13 protein-coding genes and 1 riboswitch are annotated in these 16,082 nt (G+C 63.6%); of the genes, 5 read left to right on the top strand and 8 right to left on the bottom strand.

The genetic code is table 11. The features are described from left to right. Window positions 1-173: 173 nt before the first annotated feature. The 8 genes from D0T11_RS17575 to metH form a co-directional block, all read right to left on the bottom strand. Complete coding sequence (locus D0T11_RS17575; RefSeq protein WP_119657115.1) at window positions 174-602, bottom strand: putative signal transducing protein; 429 nt, start codon at window positions 600-602, stop codon at window positions 174-176. Window positions 603-693: 91 nt separating this feature from the next. Next, window positions 694-837 carry an MFS transporter small subunit gene (locus D0T11_RS22640; RefSeq protein WP_182888474.1) on the bottom strand — a complete coding sequence of 48 codons (144 nt, stop codon included), beginning with the start codon at window positions 835-837 and terminating at the stop codon, window positions 694-696. Between the two features lie 107 nt (window positions 838-944). Further along, window positions 945-2,354 carry an OFA family MFS transporter gene (locus D0T11_RS17570; protein WP_119657114.1) on the bottom strand — a complete coding sequence of 470 codons (1,410 nt, stop codon included), beginning with the start codon at window positions 2,352-2,354 and terminating at the stop codon, window positions 945-947. A 436-nt stretch (window positions 2,355-2,790) separates the two neighbouring features. Beyond that, window positions 2,791-3,321, bottom strand: a complete 531-nt coding sequence (locus D0T11_RS17565; RefSeq protein ID WP_119657113.1) for a hypothetical protein — start codon at window positions 3,319-3,321, stop codon at window positions 2,791-2,793. Between the two features lie 45 nt (window positions 3,322-3,366). After that, window positions 3,367-3,936 carry an energy transducer TonB gene (locus D0T11_RS17560; protein ID WP_119657112.1) on the bottom strand — a complete coding sequence of 190 codons (570 nt, stop codon included), beginning with the start codon at window positions 3,934-3,936 and terminating at the stop codon, window positions 3,367-3,369. A 271-nt stretch (window positions 3,937-4,207) separates the two neighbouring features. Further along, window positions 4,208-4,681: a tetratricopeptide repeat protein gene (locus D0T11_RS17555; protein ID WP_119657111.1), complete on the bottom strand. Its 474-nt coding sequence runs from the start codon at window positions 4,679-4,681 to the stop codon at window positions 4,208-4,210. A gap of 60 nt (window positions 4,682-4,741) precedes the next feature. Further along, complete coding sequence (gene metF, locus D0T11_RS17550; RefSeq protein WP_119657110.1) at window positions 4,742-5,698, bottom strand: methylenetetrahydrofolate reductase [NAD(P)H]; 957 nt, start codon at window positions 5,696-5,698, stop codon at window positions 4,742-4,744. A gap of 85 nt (window positions 5,699-5,783) precedes the next feature. Next, complete coding sequence (gene metH, locus D0T11_RS17545; RefSeq protein ID WP_119657109.1) at window positions 5,784-9,593, bottom strand: methionine synthase; 3,810 nt, start codon at window positions 9,591-9,593, stop codon at window positions 5,784-5,786. Window positions 9,594-9,662: 69 nt separating this feature from the next. Next, a riboswitch (SAM riboswitch) is annotated at window positions 9,663-9,774 on the bottom strand. A 370-nt stretch (window positions 9,775-10,144) separates the two neighbouring features. Between metH and D0T11_RS17540 the strand changes: the two genes are divergently transcribed. From D0T11_RS17540 to D0T11_RS17520, 5 genes are all read left to right on the top strand, one after another. Beyond that, window positions 10,145-10,939, top strand: coding sequence for a class I SAM-dependent methyltransferase (locus D0T11_RS17540; protein WP_119657108.1), 795 nt, complete (start codon window positions 10,145-10,147; stop codon window positions 10,937-10,939). A 635-nt stretch (window positions 10,940-11,574) separates the two neighbouring features. Next, on the top strand, window positions 11,575-12,558 hold the full coding sequence (locus tag D0T11_RS17535) for an SDR family oxidoreductase (RefSeq protein WP_119657107.1): 984 nt from the start codon (window positions 11,575-11,577) through the stop codon (window positions 12,556-12,558). Between the two features lie 231 nt (window positions 12,559-12,789). Next, the gene (locus D0T11_RS17530; protein ID WP_119657106.1) at window positions 12,790-13,386 is read left to right on the top strand and encodes a gluconate 2-dehydrogenase subunit 3 family protein; all 597 of its coding nucleotides are present in this window, start codon (window positions 12,790-12,792) and stop codon (window positions 13,384-13,386) included. A 110-nt stretch (window positions 13,387-13,496) separates the two neighbouring features. Continuing rightward, on the top strand, window positions 13,497-15,185 hold the full coding sequence (locus D0T11_RS17525) for a GMC family oxidoreductase (RefSeq protein ID WP_119657105.1): 1,689 nt from the start codon (window positions 13,497-13,499) through the stop codon (window positions 15,183-15,185). Between the two features lie 145 nt (window positions 15,186-15,330). Then, the gene (locus D0T11_RS17520; RefSeq protein ID WP_119657104.1) at window positions 15,331-16,080 is read left to right on the top strand and encodes an alpha/beta fold hydrolase; all 750 of its coding nucleotides are present in this window, start codon (window positions 15,331-15,333) and stop codon (window positions 16,078-16,080) included. Window positions 16,081-16,082: the final 2 nt, after the last annotated feature.

Raw genomic sequence — 16,082 nt, 5'->3', positions numbered from 1 at the left:
AGTCGGCACGGCCTGAATCTGTTGCGCCAACTCACCCGGCCACATACGGCCCCTGACCAGCCGCTGGCACGCAAAATTCTGAACCTACTGGATGTATTTAGTCGCTATCTTGCTCGTGGACAACCCACTAAAATAGTAGGGTAGAGTAGTAGTAGTGTTGTTTAGAAAGTCCGTCACTCTCCCTCAAAATCGTGGCCGCAGTGGAAGCAGTGGCACTGGGGCTTGTCGGGGGCGGTGAGCCAGAAGCGGAGCTTGACGAACAGGTTGTCGGTGGGCGCGGGCTGGTGGCGGCACACCACATCGTGGTGGTGGCAGCGGGGGCAGCGGTGGGAGGCGGCTTCGGACGGGGCGTCGGTTTCCTCGGCCACGGCGTGCATGCGGGTTTGCTGGGGATGCAGGGCCTGCCGGGCGGCGGCTACGTCCTGAACACGCACGTAGAGGCCCACGCTGCCCATTACCGGGCCGTAGGGCCGGTTCTCGTTGCTCAGGAAGCAGGGCAGGCCAGCCGCTTCTACCTGGTTGCGGGCCAGATGAGCCGCAATGGAATCGGTAAACGAATCGAGCAGGACGATGGCCGAAGCCTCAGGTACATTCGGCGCCATGACGCAAAAAAACGGAATCGGAAGGCTACTACACAACCACGGCACCCGCTGGGGTGCCGTGGAAGGTACGCATTATTGGTTGGCTGGTCGCTTACTGAAACAGGGTCAGGGCTTTAACGAAGGTTTGCGATACACCCCAGAGCAGCGGAATGCCCACGAAGGCCCAGGCCAGAAACAGGGCCCCGCCCGAACTGTTTTCGGGGGCCGCAGCGGAAGAAGCAGGAGGCTGATTCATAACGGAGAAGTTGAGGGAGAAGGTATGCGTTGGTAGGTATCGGTTGTCAGTCAGAGGCACTTTTTACTGTCACTGACTGACAACCGATACCTACCAACTAGTGTAGCTTAATGGCCGCCGGCTTCGGCTTTCACCGGGCCTTTCTCGTTGTAGCGCTCATTTACGGCCGTCACGGCGAAGTTGGCCAGCAGGCCCACCACCAGCAGGCCGGCCATGGTGTAAAACACCGTCTGGTAAGCCGCCGCGCCGGTAAAGCCTTCGGCTTTGCGGCTCTCGTGCAGGAAGTTGACGATGAGCGGCCCCAGGACTCCGGCCGTACTCCAGGCCGTGAGCAGGCGACCGTGGATGGCGCCCACCTGGTATTTGCCGAACAGGTCGGACAGATAGGCCGGAATGGTGGCGAAGCCCCCGCCGTACATGCTGATAATCACGCAGGCCACTGCCACGTACAGCGCCAGTTGCAGGCCGTTACCCAGCGTGGGGATGAGGGCGTAGAGCACGATGCCCAAGCCGAAGTAGATGGCGTACGTCGTTTTGCGGCCCAGCTTATCGGACGCCGACGACCAGAAGAAGCGGCCCAGCAGGTTGAACAGACTCAGCAGGCCCACGAAGCCGGCCGCTGCCGCCGCCGTTACGCCCTTGCCGGCCCCCATATACTTGTCCGAAAAGGTGTCCTGAATCAGAGGCGAAGCCGTTTCGAGTACCCCGATGCCCGCCGTTACGTTGGTGAGCAGCACCACCCACAGCAGCCAGAATTGCGGCGTTTTGAGGGCGTTATCGGCCGAAACGTTGCCGCTGGTAATCAGGGCGCTGTGCTGAGGGTTGGGCACGTAGCCGGCCGGTACCCAGTCGTCGGCCGGTACCCGGATGGTCCAGACGCCGAACTGCATGAACAGCAGGTAGATTACGCCCAGGGCGAGGAAGGTGGCCGCCACGCCCAACGAGCCGGTGCCGCTGGCCTTGAAGTGGTCCATGAGGGCTACCGACATGGGCGAGGCAATCATGGCCCCGCCGCCAAAGCCCATAATGGCCATGCCGGTGGCCACGCCGCGCCGGTCGGGAAACCACTTGATGAGCGTGCTCACCGGCGAAATATAGCCGATGCCCAACCCGATGCCCCCCACGAAGCCGTAGCCGAAATACACGATCCAGAGGTTGTGCAGATGCACGCCCAGGGCCGCAATGAAAAAGCCGCCGCTAAAGCACAGGGCCGAAGCCATCATGGCCTTGCGCGGCCCTACGCGCTCCAGCCACTTGCCAAAAATAGCCGCCGAAAGGCCCAGCAGCACAATGGCGATGGAGAAGGTAACGCCCAGCTGGGCCGGGGTCCAGTCGGCCGGCGCGGGTGCGTCGGGGGTGCCGCTAAGGAGGGCCCCGAGGGGTTTTTTGAATACGCTGAACGCGTACGCCTGCCCGATAGCCAGGTGAATGGCCAGGGCAGCGGGCGGTATCAGCCAGCGGTTGTAGCCGGGACCGGCCACGGTGCGGCTGCGGTCCAGTAAGGAGGCTTGTGCCATAAGAGGGAGGTGGTTTGGGAGGAGGAAGAGGACGAATGCCGCGGTGGTCGACTGAGGGAAATTTCCCCGGAACTATGCGCTGACGCCACTTAAGGTAAAGGCCTTCCGGCTGGGATAGGCGGATTGGACTAACTATTTTTTGCTAAAAAACTATAGCCCATCCGCCGCCCGGGTTCCCGTATTGCCTGCCCGGGAAAGGAAATCGGCTCTCACGGATTGCTGTGCCTACAGTAGTGCCTGCTCCTCCCCCGCCACCTCACCAAAAGAAAAATGCGCGGGCTGCCCCGCCAGGAAGAATCGTGGCCGGAAGCGGAACACCAGCCCTGCTTGCGCACCTTATTCCGGCCTGCTATGGCGGCCGCCCCAGTGCCCACTACGCCAAAGCCCCGCCGGGGGCGGGGCTAAAGCTGAGCGGCCGACAGGGCACAAACGAAAGCTAAGGCTGCTGCTTTACGGCCTGGCCCAGATCCTTCACGTCGCGGCTGGTTTCGAGGGCCGTGAACTCGGTTTGCAAGGCCCGGATGTGCAGCTCGTCGCGGCCCCGGATGTCGAGGCGGATGGCGCGGAACTGCGCGTTCAGCCGGCGGCTGATGGCGGTGGCATAATCCCAGTCGCGCTGGGTCCAGGCTTTGCGGCGGGCGCGCACCTGCTGCATAAACTGCACGAAGGCGGGCTCAATGGTGGCGGGCGTGAGCTGCTCAACGGCGGTGTAGGTGCCCAGCAGCTCGCTGGTGAGCGCCATTTCGGCGGCGGGGTCGAGGGGCTGGCGGCTGCGGGCACGGGAGGCGGAGTCGAAGCGGGCGGCCCGGCGACCGGCGATGCGCAGCTTGGCGGCTGCTTTATCGGCCAGGGTATCGAGCTTACGGGCCTCCTGATCCACTACGGCCTGCCGCTCGCGGGGCGTCGAGTCGCAAGCAGTGCACAAGCTGGCGGCCCCTAGCCAGGCAAACAGAACAGGTATTTTCATGACGGAAAGGTAGGAATTGCCGGTGGAAAGCGGCCCGATACCCGCCTAGCGTGCCTGAAGGCGAAACGTAAAAGGGATTTCGAGCCTGGACACCACGGCCTGGCTGCCGATGTGGGCCGGAATCCATTCGTCGGGAATGGTGCGTGCCACCCGCAGGGCCTCCTCGTCGCAGCCCGCCCCAATACCCACCACTACCTGCTGGTCGATGGCATGGCCCAGCGTATCTACCACAATAGAGACCAGCACCCGGCCCTGCACGTTTTTGCTCTGAGCTGCGGCTGGATAGTTCAGCTTACTCATGTAGGGGGCCAGCGCCGCATCGCCCCCGATAAAGAAGATGGGGTGGGTAACCTGCTGACGCGTCCATTCCCCGCTGGCGTTCTTCACCGGGTACGGCACCTCATCAAACGGCCGGAAAAAGACCAGTTTTTTGGCAGTATGGTCGTACTTCTGCGTGATAACCTGACTCCCGTCGCGGGTGTAGGCGTAATACTCCCAGAGGCCCGTTTTGTCGCCTTTGTCAATCAGGCCGCTGCCCGCGTCGGTTTTACGCAGCTTCTGGCCCCGGGCAGAGAAGGAGCATATCAGTAAACAGAGAAATAAAATTTTTTTCATGAGCAAGGTGGGCAGTAGGCAGCAACAGAGAGCAAGGACCAGGGAATTGCGGGCGTGGGTGCCCGATAGCCAAAATAAAACCCGCTTTAATGCAACGCAGCGCTGATTTTTACGGAGGTTGGGACCATCAAATATCCTGCCTTAGTTGGCGTGAAAGAGCCGTAACCAACCGGCAGAGCTTTGTCGGGACGAGTACGCGGTCCGGGAAATTTACAACTATCTCCTCAGCCCGCAAAACCCCCGGGATGAGAATATTGGGTTGGCTGTTGCGCTAGCCAAGGTCTTCCCCCAGGCCATTGCGCAGGCTCCGGAGCTGAAGCTGTAAACCAGGCCAGGCAGGGCAGAGCTGCTCCAGGCGCAAGAGGGGGCGCAGGGCACCGCGCGCGTCGCCCAGCATCCGGAGTATGGTGGCCTGACCCGAAAGGGCTCCGAAGTGCCGGGGCTCCCGGCGCAGGGTTTCGCGCACGTCGCGCAGGGCCGCTTTGTACTCGCCGCGCAGGTAGTAGGCGGTGGCACGCTTGTTCCAGCCCTCGGCATAGTCCGGAGCGGTTTCGATGAGAAACGTAAACTCCCGAATAGCCAGGCCATAGTCGTCGGCCGAAAGGGCGCGGATGCCGGTTTCGAGGCGTTTGTCGAGCAGCGGATGGCCCGCCGACAGCCAGATCTGCCAGATGCCGTCCTGCAAAGCCTCCATTTCGGCCGGGGCCGTGGCGTCGCGCAGCCGCGCAAACAGGTCGTCGAGCATGAGCAGGTGGGGTGGTGAGGTGGGAGGACGGGCAAAAGTACGACGGTCATCCTGCTTCCCTCAAAACAGCGCCGCCGCTACCTGGCGGATGGTTTCCGACTTGCCCATGCTGTAATAATGTAGGCAGGGCACGCCGTGGGCCATCAGCTCGCGGCTTTGGCTGATGCACCATTCCAGGCCAATCTGGCGGGCGGCGGCGTTGTCGGGGGCCAGGTGCACGGCGTCGGCCAGCTCCTCGGGCAGGTTGAGGTAAAAGGCGCTGGGCAGCATCGTAAGCTGGCTTTTGGTGGTCAGCGGCTTGAGGCCGGGGATGATGGGCACCGTGATGCCGGCTTCGCGGCAGCGCCGCTCGAAGGCGAAAAACTGCTCGTTATCAAAGAACATCTGGGTCACGATGTACTCGGCCCCACGGTCGACTTTGTGTTTGAGGTAGCGCAGATCGGCCCCGTAGTTGGGGGCCTCGAAGTGCTTTTCGGGGTAGCCGGCCGTCCCGATGCAGAAGTCGGTGGCCGATATATCGTCCTGTTCCTGGTCGAGGTACTCGCCTTTATTGAGGTCGGCAACCTGCCCGATCAGGTCGCAGGCGTAGCTGTGGCCGTCGGGTTCGGGTACGAAGCGGCCCTCGCTCTTGATGGGGTCGCCGCGCAAAGCCAGCACGTTGTCGATGCCCAGAAAGTGCAGGTCGATGAGGGCGTTTTCGGTCTCCTCCTTCGTGAAGCCCCCGCAAATCAGGTGGGGCACGGTGTCCACGTCGAAGCGGTTTTTGATGGCCGCGCAGATGCCCACCGTACCGGGCCGGCGGCGCACGGTTTTCTTCTCCAGCAGCCCGTTGGGGTGCTGGCGGTACACGTACTCCTCGCGGTGGTAGGTCACGTCGATAAACGGCGGCTTAAACTCCAGCAGCGGCTCGATATTGCAGAACAGGCTCTCGATATTCTCGCCCTTTTTAGGCGGCAGCACCTCAAAGGAAAACAGCGTTTTGCCCTCGGCACGGGTCAGGTGGTCGGTTACTTTCATTTTATTGAGCTGTAAGCCGCAAGCTGCAAGCCACAAGCTGCACAGGCATTTAGCTTGTGGCTTGCAGCTTGCGGCTTGCAGCTCATTACAGGTAGTTCAAATTCGGCATCAGCCAGCGTTCCAGTTCCGGCAGGGGCATTTGCTTGCGCTCGGCCATATCGGCTACCTGGTCGGGGCCGATGCGGCCGAGGCCGAAGTAGCGCGAGTCGGGGTGGGCGTAGTAGAGGCCGCTGACGGAGGAGGCGGGGTACATGGCTAGGTTTTCGGTGAGGCGGATGCCGGTGGCGTTTTCGGCGTCGAGGAGCTGGAAAAGCGTGATTTTCTCAGTGTGGTCGGGGCAGCCGGGGTAGCCGGGGGCCGGGCGCACGCCCCGGTATTTCTCCTGAATGAGGTCGTCGTTGGAGAGGTTTTCGGCTGCGTCGTAGCCCCACAACTCTTCCCGCACCCGCTGGTGCAGGCGCTCGGCAAATGCCTCGGCCAGGCGGTCGGCCAGGGCTTTGAGCATAATGCTGGAGTAGTCGTCGTGCTCCTGGGCAAACCGCGCCAGGTGCTGCTCAATGCCGAGGCCGGCCGTTACGGCGAAGCCGCCGATGTAGTCGGCGCGGCTGGTTTCGCGGGGCGCCAGAAAGTCGGAGAAGGCCAGGTTGGGCACGCCGGCGGCCTTTTCGCTCTGCTGGCGCAAAGTGAAGAACTCGGTTTGCACTTGCTGGCGGGTTTCGTCCTGGTACACCTGCACCGTATCGTGGCCGACGGTGTTGGCGGGCCAGAAACCCAGCACGGCGCGGGCCGTGAGCCACTTTTCGTCGATGATGCGGCGCAGCATCTTCTGCGCATCCTGGAAAAGCTGGGTGGCGGCTTCGCCCACGGTAGGGTCATCCAGCAGGCGCGGGTAGCGGCCCTTCAGCTCCCAGGTCTGGAAAAAGGGCGTCCAGTCGATGTATTCGGCCAGCTCGGCCAGGTCGTAGTTGTCGAGGGTTTTAGTGCCCAAAAAGCTGGGCTTGGTGATGGGTACGGTTACCCAATCGGCTTTGAATCCGTTCTCGCGAGCCGCCTCAATCGTGAGGTAAGCCTTTTCGCGCTGGCGGCCGGCGTAGTCGTTTCGGAGCTGGCGGTACTCGTCGTGGATGGTGCGGGCGTAGGTTTCCCGGGCCGAGCCGAGCAGGCTGGCGGCCACGCCCACCGAGCGCGAGGCGTCGTTGACGTGCACGATGGGGCCGGCGTACTGGGGCGCAATTTTCACGGCCGCGTGCAGCCGCGAGGTGGTGGCGCCGCCGATGAGCAGGGGCGTTTTCAGGCCGCGCTTTTCCATCTCCTGGGCCACGTACACCATCTCGTCCAGGCTGGGCGTAATCAGCCCGCTCAGGCCAATCATATCCGCGCCCTGCTTCCGGGCTTCGTCCAGAATCCGTTCCAGGGGCACCATCACGCCCAGGTCCACGATGTCGAAGTTGTTGCAGGCCAGCACCACGCCCACGATGTTCTTGCCGATGTCGTGCACGTCGCCTTTCACGGTGGCCAGCAGGATTTTACCGGCCGTCTGCCGCTCGCCACGCTGCTTGTCAGCCAGCAGGTAGGGCTCCAGGTAGGCCACGGCCTTCTTCATCACCCGCGCCGATTTCACCACCTGGGGCAGGAACATTTTGCCGGCCCCGAACAGGTCACCCACCACGCTCATGCCGGCCATCAGCGGCCCCTCAATCACCTCCAGCGGCCGGCTGAACTCCTGCCGGGCGGCTTCGGTGTCCTCGTCAATAAAATCGGTAATGCCCTTGACCAGCGCGTGCTGCAACCGCTCCTTCACCGGCAGATTGCGCCATTCTTTTGAGCTGTTAGCTACTAGCTGTTGGCTATTAGCTTTCTGGCCCTTTACCGTTTCGGCAAACTCCAGCAGCCGCTCGGTGGCGTCGGGGCGGCGGTTGAGCAGCACGTCTTCCACCAGCTCCAGCAGCGCTGGCGGTACCTCATCGTACACGGCCAGCTGGTTGGGATTCACGATGCCCATATCGAGCCCGGCCCGGATGGCGTGGTAGAGGAAGGCCGCGTGCATGGCCTCGCGCACCACGTCGTTGCCCCTAAACGAGAAGCTGATGTTGCTGACGCCGCCGCTGGTGAGCGCGCCGGGCAGGTGGGTTTTTATCCAGCGCACGGCCTCGATAAAGTCCACGCCGTAGTTCACGTGCTCCTCCAGGCCGGTGCCCACGATGAGAATGTTGGGGTCGAAGATGATGTCCTCGGCGGGGAAACTGATGCTCATCAGCAGGTCGTAGCTGCGCTGGCAGATGGCAATGCGCCGCGCCAACGTGTCGGCCTGGCCGTCCTCATCAAAGGCCATCACCACCATGGCGGCCCCGTACTGGCGCACGGTGCGGGCGCGTTGCAGGAACACCTCCGGGCCTTCTTTCAGGGAAACCGAGTTGACGATACTCTTGCCCTGCACGCACTTGAGGCCGGCCTCCAGCACGCTCCACTTCGAGGAGTCCAGCATGACGGGCACCCGCGAAATATCGGGCTCCGAGGCAATCAGGTGCAGAAACGTGGTCATGGCCAGCTCCGAATCGAGCATGCCCTCGTCCATGTTGATGTCGAGCACCTGGGCGCCGCCCTCCACCTGCTCGCGGGCCACGGCCAGGGCCGCGTCGTAGTCGCCGGTGCGCACGAGGCGGGCGAAGGCCCGGCTGCCGGTCACGTTGCACCGCTCGCCCACGTTCACGAACAGGCTGTCGGGCGTGATATTGAACGGTTCGAGGCCGGCCAGGCGCGTCCCGTTTGAATTAAAAGTTAAAAATGAAGAATTAAAAATTTCACCGTCAGGTCCCCCAACCGGCTGTTCTCCAGCAGCAATTTTTAATTTTTCACTTTTAATTTTTAACTGAGCGAGTTGGCGCGGAGCGTAGCGGAGCGCCAACTCGCTCAGTGCCGCAATGTGCTCGGGCGTGGTGCCGCAGCAGCCGCCCACAATCGTCACTAAACCCTCCTTGAGGTAGCCTTCCACCACGGCCGCAAACTCGCGGGCCGACTCATCGTAGCCGCCAAAGGCGTTGGGCAGGCCGGCGTTGGGGTAGGCCGAGATGTGGACGTCGGCCAGGCGGCTGAGTTCCTGCACGTAGGTTTTGAGCTGGTCGGCGCCCAGGGCGCAGTTGAGGCCCACGCTTAATAGCGGCAGGTGGCGGATGGAGTTCCAGAAGGCCTCCACCGTCTGGCCCGAGAGGGTGCGGCCCGAGGCGTCGGTGATGGTGCCCGAAATCATGAGTGGCACCACCCGACCGCCCTCATCGAAGAACTGCTGCACGGCGTACAGCGCGGCTTTAGCGTTGAGCGTGTCGAAGATGGTTTCAATCAGCAGCGCATCCACGCCGCCGTCTATCAGGCCGCGCACCTGCTCGTGGTAGGCGGCGGCCAGCTCATCGAAGGTCACGGCCCGGAAGCCGGGGCGGTTTACGTCGGGCGAGAGGGAGGCGGTGCGGTTGGTGGGGCCGATGGCGCCGGCCACGAAGCGCGGCTTACCGGGCGTGCGGGCCGAATACTCGTCGGCCGCCGCCCGGGCCAGCCGCGCCGACTCGTAGTTGAGCTCGTACACCACGTGCTCGAGCCCGTAATCGGCCTGGGCGATGGTGGTGCCGCTGAACGTGTTGGTTTCCACCATATCGGCCCCGGCGGCGAAGTACTCGGCGTGGATGCCCTGGATGAGGTCGGGGCGGGTGAGGCTGAGCAGGTCGTTGTTGCCGCGCAGGGGTTTGGGGTGGCCGGCGAAGCGCGCCCCGCGGAAGTCCTCCTCGGTGAGCGGGTGGCGCTGAATCATGGTGCCCATGGCCCCGTCGAGCACCAGCACGCGCTGGCGCAGAATGGCGGGCAGGGGAGAAGTAGCAACAGTAGAGGTGACGGAAGTGGTCGGCATAACGGCTCTTCGGAAAAATCGGCGGTAAAAACGCCTATCCAGAAAGAGCCAGGCACGAGGCCGGTTCCGCACTTATCTTCTTCCAGACCGACCAGCGGCTTGAAAAGGGAGTTAGCACCTTGTTTGTGGCAGGTTGCTAAGACGTCGTCGGGCCCAATCCCTCGGTCTTTCTGGATAAGTAACGAGGCGAAGGTACAACCGGAATGCTGGCAATTGCAATCGGCAATCGGGCATCCGCCACCAACCGTTGGGGCAGGGCGGGACAAAATCAGGTTTTGGGCAAAGCCAATGGCGGGCTCTCACCCGCCCAGCGGGTTGCTGGGGTGGGCTTGCGGCAACCAAAGGCCGTACCAGCAACCCGCTGGCGGTCTGCTCTGAATAGGCAGGAACAGGTATATTTTTTGGTAAAATAGGTAATTTCATAGGCGGTTCGGAATTCGGGTACACAACTGCCCTATGCTTCCCGGATCTTGCTTCGGCCCGGCTCGGGGGCCGTTGGATTCAGGGTGGCGCACCGCGCGTATTGCTCACTTCTTGCCTGTTCATCTGCCATGCAAAAGTCCCCTCTTTTTACAGTTGCCGCAGTTTTGCTGGCAGCTGCTACGCTGCTGCTGGTGCCGCCCGTGCGGGGCCAGCAACCTGCGGCGGGTAAGCGGGCGCTGCCGCTCATTCCCGGCCTCGGCCCCGACCCGGTGCTGTCGCCCACCGCCACGCCCGCCCAAAAGGCCAGCTACACCCGCCTGATGGCCGAGCGTACGCGTCAACGCTGGAATTTTATCCTCACCGACTCGGTGGCCCGGACCCGGGTGCTGAACGAGCACCCCAACGCCCTGCTGGTAGAAACGGTGCGCGGTCGGCGGCCCGGCGCGGCCCTCGACGCCGACATGGGGGAAGGCCGCAATGCTATTTATCTGGCCCAGCAGGGCTGGCAGGTAACGGGGGTGGATATTGCCGAGCAGGCCCTGGCTTACGCCCAAAAACGGGCCCATACCCTGGGGGTGCCGCTCACCACGCAAGTGCACGATATGGCAACTTACGACTGGGGAACCAACAAATGGGACCTGATCGTGCTCAGTTACGCCGGTGGCCGCGACTACGCCGACCGGGTGATGCGGGCGCTTAAACCGGGTGGGCTTGTGGTGCTCGAAGCCTTTCACCTGGATGCCACCCAGCGCCTCCAGGTGGTGGGTGGCGACTACCGGGTGTTCTTCAAAACCAATGAGCTGCCCCGGCTCTACGGGGCGGCGGGGCTGAAAATCGTGCGCTACGAAGAACCCGTCGGCACGGCCGATTTCACGAAGGAGCAGGTGCGGCTGGTGAAGCTGGTGGCACAAAAACCCCGCTGAACAATTGTGGACCAGGGCTCATTTGCCTGGCCGGAAGGGCGCTGCCTTCTAAACCTGATGTCGGTGCTCCACAACTCGGGTTAGGTAGGGTATTATTTTGGCGTAAAAAAATACCCTACCATTCGGGTAGGATATTTTCTGTTCTCTGAAAAATAGCCTACCACTACCCCCGCCGCGGCAAGGCCGACCCGACGAGCCGGAGCAACAACGCACCCCCCCCCGCAGCACCAGCACCAGCGGCAATCCCACTCCTGCCCCTTTCAGCCCGGCCCGCATGGCCGCCGCGCCGGCCGTGGCGTAGCACTCCGCCAGTTGCGCAGATGCAGCAATATGAAGCCGATACCGGCTTTTATTCCGCGCCATAGGGCGCCGAACAGGCCCTTGAAAAGCGCTTCAGCCCTGCATTCGTCTGGCCTATCGTTTTCCCAACATGCACTACCAGCTGCTCCGTACTACTACCCCACGTGGCGGTGTGGTCTATCCGTACGGCGTAGGGTGCGGGGCTTCGCAACCTGGGTTGAACACGCTCCGTTTCCGCACGGCAACCGTCTGAGCAGGGCTGACCCGGTAGGGCCAACGCCGAAGCAGGATTCGCGTAAGGAGTGACACGATCTTACGCCTTCCCATTCTGCACTATGGCTACCCAAAAGACTCCCGCATCCGCTCCGACCCCGCCGCCCGCCGCTGGTTCGGCCGCCACGCCCGCTGCCCAGAAGGCTGCCCAGGCCGCCGGCCGCGCCCCCGAGCCGGTCGATTACCCTACCGCCAAAGACATGGCCGAGTACGCCCAGAAGCTGCCCTACCCGGCCAAACAGGCCGATATGGAGTTGCAGCCGGGCATGAGTTTCAGCACCTACCGCGCCGCCGGCAAGCTCCAGGATAAAGTGGCCCTGGTAACCGGGGCCGACTCGGGGATCGGGCGGGCCGTGGCCGTGGCCTTCGCCATGGAGGGTGCCCACGTGGCCGTGCTCTACAACGAAAACACCGTGGACGCCGAGGAAACCAAGCGCCTCGTGGAAGCCCAGAACCGCCGCTGCATTCTGCTCAAGTACGATGTGCGCGAGCCCGAGCAGTGCCGCCAGGCCGTGGCCCGCACCCGCACCGAGTTGGGCGGCCTCAATATTCTGGTCAACAACGCCGCCTATCAGCAGGCCCAGCAGAAGTTCGAGGACATCCCGGAGGAGCAGATTCGCCGCACCTTCGACACCAACATTCTCGGCTACATCTGGATGGCCCAGGCCGCCGTGCCCCACCTGCAAAAGCACGACTGCATCATCAACACCGGCAGCATCGTGGGCATGACGGGCATTCCGCTGCTCATTGATTACGCCAGCAGCAAGGCCGCCATCCATGCCTTCACCAAAAGCCTGGCTCTGAACCTGGGCGAGCGGGGCATCCGGGTGAACTGCGTGGTGCCCGGCCCGGTCTGGACGCCCAACATCCCCGGCACCATGCCCAAGGACGAAATTGCGAAGTTCGGCCACGAGGTAGCCCTGGCCCGCCCCGGCCAACCCGAGGAGCTGGCCCCCGCCTACGTGCTGCTGGCCTCCCAGGACGGCTCGTTCATGACCGGCTCGCTGCTCCAGGTAACCGGCGGCAAGCTCAGCACCGACGGGTAAGGGGAGATAGTGAGTTGACGTGTTGGGGGCTTGGGTGCGCAGACTGCGCCAGTCGTTTTCTTGGAGTCAGCGGCCATCTTCAGCCCCTTTCTGCAAAACCCTAGCGCCCCCCTTTCCTGTTTGTGCTATACTGCTCTTTCTGGTGAGTTGACGTTCCGGCGGTCCGCGCCATTCGCGCAATCGGGCCACCGGAACGTCAACTCACCATTTCACCATTTCACCACTCACCTCATGCCCCATTATCCCGAAGGCACCGTTAGGGCGCTGCTGGAAACCGACCTCGTGACGCCCGCCACCCGGGCCGCGCTGGAGGCCCGGCTGGCTCCTCAGCCCAATTACGAGCCGCAGTTCTTCGACGCCGACACCTACCAGCTGCTGCGGGCCGTGGCCGCCCGCGTATTGCCGCAGCCCGACCGCGAAATCCCCATCGAGCTGGCCCCGAATGTGGATAAGCGGCTGCTGGCAGGCCTTGCCGACGGCTGGCGCTACGATGCCATGCCCCCCGACCGCGAGGCCTACCGCCTCGGGCTGGGCGGCATCAACCAGGCCGCGCAGGCCGGTTTTCAGCAGCCCTTCGTGGCGTTGAGCGCCGGGCAGCAGGACGTGGTGATCGGGCAGCTGGCGGCCGCGGAAGCGCCCGGCCAGAACTGGCAGGAAGTACCTCAGGACAAGTTTTTCGAGGAAATGCTGGCCGAGCTGACGGAAAGCTACTACGCCCACCCCTTGGCCCAGGAAGAAATCGGCTACGTGGGCATGGCCGACGTGCCCGGCTGGACCCACATCGGCCTCAACGAACTCGAACCTCGCGAACCAGAGGCGAATGGGTGAATGAGTGAGTCGGTGAATGAGTGATTGATGTTCATTTTCACCGACTTACTTACTCACCAAGCTGCCCTTTTGCCCATCCACTCATTCACCGAGTCACTCATTCCCCGCTCATGCCCGACGAAGAAACGCTGGAAGAAGGCACGCTGACCCCGCTGCAACCCGAAATACAGGACCCGCTGCTGCGGGAGATACTCGAAGAAAACGACCTTCAGGCCGACCCCAGCCGCAACCCGCTGGAACAGCCCGCCCCCCTGCCCGACCCCACCGACGAGGTAGACTGCGTGGTGATTGGCACCGGTGCGGGCGGCGCGCCCCTGCTGGCCCGCCTGGCCCAGGCCGGCCTGCGCGTGGTGGCCCTGGAAGCCGGCCCCCGCCGCGACCCCAAGCACGATTACGCCACCGACGAAAAGGCCCAGAACTTCCTGTTCTGGAACGATGAGCGCCTCTCGGCGGGCCAGAATCCGGTGGCCTTCGGCAAGAACAACTCCGGCACCGGCGTGGGCGGCTCCACGCTCCACTACACTGCCTACACCCCCCGCGCCCACCGCGGCGACCTGACCCTGCACACCGACTTCGGCCAGGGCGTCGACTGGCCCTTTCAGATTGACGAGCTGGCCCTGTATTACGAGGAGATAGAGCACTTTCTGGGCATCTCCGGCCCCACGCCCTACCCCTGGGACCCCACCCGGCGCAAGGGCTACCCGCTGGCCCCGCTACCCCTGAACGGGGCGGCCCAGCTGATGGAGCGGGCCTGTGGGAAGCTGGGCATCCGTACCTCGCCGGCGGCCAATGCGGCCCTCTCGGCGCGCTACTACCAGGAGGGGATTGGCTGGCGCGAGGCCTGCACCAACCGGGGCTTCTGCCAGGCCGGCTGCAACCGCGGAGCCAAGGCCAGCATGGACGTCACGTTTCTGCCCCTGGCCGAAAGCTACGGGGCCGAAATCAGGGCCGATGCGTACGTGACGGAGATTGAGCGTGATGCTTCGGGCCGCATTACGGGCGTGGTGTACGAGCAGCACGGCCGCACTGTGCGCCAGCGCTGTCGTAACCTGTTTTTATGCGCCGGGGCCGTGGAAACGCCCCGTTTGCTGATGCTCAACGAGCTGGCCCTGAGCAGCGGGCAGGTAGGCAAGCACTTCATGGCCCACCCCGGCATGCAGGTCTGGGGGACTTTTCCGGAGGATATCCGGCCCTACAAGGGTATTCCGGGCGGCCTGATTTCCGAGGATACCCACCGGCCCAAAGACGCCGACTTCGCGGGCGGTTACCTGTTGCAGAGCATTGGCGTGATGCCCGTCACCTTCGCCACCCAGATGGTGCGCCAGCGCAAGCTCTGGGGGCAGCCGTTGCGCGACTACATGCGCAACTACAACCACATTGCCGGCATCAATATCCTGGGCGACTGTATGCCCCACGCCAGCAACTTCATGGAGCTCAGCGAAGAGAAAGATGCCCGCGGGCTGCCCAAACCCCGCCTCCACTTTACGGCCCAGGAAAACGAGCAGCGCATGAACCGCCACGCCGAGAAGCTCATGCGCCAGATCTGGGCCGAAGCCGGGGCCACCGATATCTGGGCCTTCGAGCGCTATGCCCACGTCATCGGTACGGCCCGCATGGGCCGCAGCGGCGACGACGCGGTAGTGGACCCCGACGGCAAGGCCTTCGACGTGCCCAACCTCTACATTTGCGACAACTCGGTGTTCCCGAGTGCCCTGAGCGTGAATCCGGCCCTCACCATTATGGCCCTCAGCCTGCGTACGGCCGATAAGTTTCTGCTTCAGCGCAAAGCCGCGGGTTGAGAGCGGGCCGTCAGTGGCTTTGGCCGCCGGTAGGGGTCCCTACCGGCCGGATAACTTTCTCACCCTCCCTCTCTGGCTAAGGCAAAGCCACGGACACCAGAAGGGGGGCCTACGGCCAGCAGCAGCCGTTTATCGTACAGTGCGTATGCCCGAAATCCCGCTCACTTTCCTGGCCCTGCACTACTGGGCCGGAGCCGGCCACGAGTTCGACCAGGTAGCCGCCCTGCTGGCCCCCGGTTACCGCTTGCTGGCCCCCGATCTGGGGGGCTTCGGCTCCGCCCCGCTTCCGGCCGGGGGCCTGACTGTGGACGCCTACGCCGATGCAGTGGCGGCCTTCATTGAGCAGGAAAAGCTGCGCCGCTACGTGGTGGTAGGCCATAGTATGGGCGGCAAAATTGCCCTGGCCCTGGCCGCCCGGCAGCCGGCCGGCCTGTTGGGCGTGGCGCTGCTCAGCCCTTCGCCCCCTACCCCCGAGCCCATGACCGACCACGACCGCCAAGCCAGCGTGCAGGCCTGGGGCCAGCCGGGGGAAGCCGCGAAAACGGCCCGCGACATCACGGCCCGGACGCTGCCTGCCCGCCTGCACCAGCAAATTGTGGCCGATAACCTGCGCACCACCCGCGCGGCCTGGGAGGCCTGGCTGCTGCACGGCAGCCGCGAAAATCTGAGTGCCCGCATGAGCGCCGTACGGGTACCCTGCACCATCCTGGCCGGCGATCAGGACCCCGTGATGTCGCCTTCGGTGCATGGCCTCGAAACGCTGCCGCTATTACCTGCGGGCACGCCCCTGGAAATCATTAACGGGGCGGGCCACCTGCTACCCTACGAAGCCCCGACGGAGGTGGCCGACCTGCTGCGCGCCTTTGCCGGGCGCTGCCAGGCGGCCACCGTGTAAGT

It is taken from the genome of Hymenobacter rubripertinctus (genome assembly GCF_003583925.1).
Classification (GTDB): Bacteria; Bacteroidota; Bacteroidia; order Cytophagales; family Hymenobacteraceae; genus Hymenobacter; species Hymenobacter rubripertinctus.
This window is presented reverse-complemented; position numbering and strand designations above follow the sequence as displayed.

Excerpts from the sequence above, each read along its gene's own strand:
- metF (WP_119657110.1), bottom strand. The coding sequence starts at position 5,698 with ATGAAAGTAACCGACCACCTGACCCGTGCCGAGGGCAAAACGCTGTTT.
- D0T11_RS17575 (WP_119657115.1), bottom strand. The coding sequence starts at position 602 with ATGGCGCCGAATGTACCTGAGGCTTCGGCCATCGTCCTGCTCGATTCG.
- D0T11_RS17520 (WP_119657104.1), top strand. The coding sequence starts at position 15,331 with ATGCCCGAAATCCCGCTCACTTTCCTGGCCCTGCACTACTGGGCCGGA.
- D0T11_RS17525 (WP_119657105.1), top strand. The coding sequence starts at position 13,497 with ATGCCCGACGAAGAAACGCTGGAAGAAGGCACGCTGACCCCGCTGCAA.
- D0T11_RS17535 (WP_119657107.1), top strand. The coding sequence starts at position 11,575 with ATGGCTACCCAAAAGACTCCCGCATCCGCTCCGACCCCGCCGCCCGCC.
- D0T11_RS17560 (WP_119657112.1), bottom strand. The coding sequence starts at position 3,936 with ATGAAAAAAATTTTATTTCTCTGTTTACTGATATGCTCCTTCTCTGCC.
- metH (WP_119657109.1), bottom strand. The coding sequence starts at position 9,593 with ATGCCGACCACTTCCGTCACCTCTACTGTTGCTACTTCTCCCCTGCCC.
- D0T11_RS17540 (WP_119657108.1), top strand. The coding sequence starts at position 10,145 with ATGCAAAAGTCCCCTCTTTTTACAGTTGCCGCAGTTTTGCTGGCAGCT.
- D0T11_RS17530 (WP_119657106.1), top strand. The coding sequence starts at position 12,790 with ATGCCCCATTATCCCGAAGGCACCGTTAGGGCGCTGCTGGAAACCGAC.
- D0T11_RS17565 (WP_119657113.1), bottom strand. The coding sequence starts at position 3,321 with ATGAAAATACCTGTTCTGTTTGCCTGGCTAGGGGCCGCCAGCTTGTGC.
- D0T11_RS22640 (WP_182888474.1), bottom strand. The coding sequence starts at position 837 with ATGAATCAGCCTCCTGCTTCTTCCGCTGCGGCCCCCGAAAACAGTTCG.
- D0T11_RS17555 (WP_119657111.1), bottom strand. The coding sequence starts at position 4,681 with ATGCTCGACGACCTGTTTGCGCGGCTGCGCGACGCCACGGCCCCGGCC.
- D0T11_RS17570 (WP_119657114.1), bottom strand. The coding sequence starts at position 2,354 with ATGGCACAAGCCTCCTTACTGGACCGCAGCCGCACCGTGGCCGGTCCC.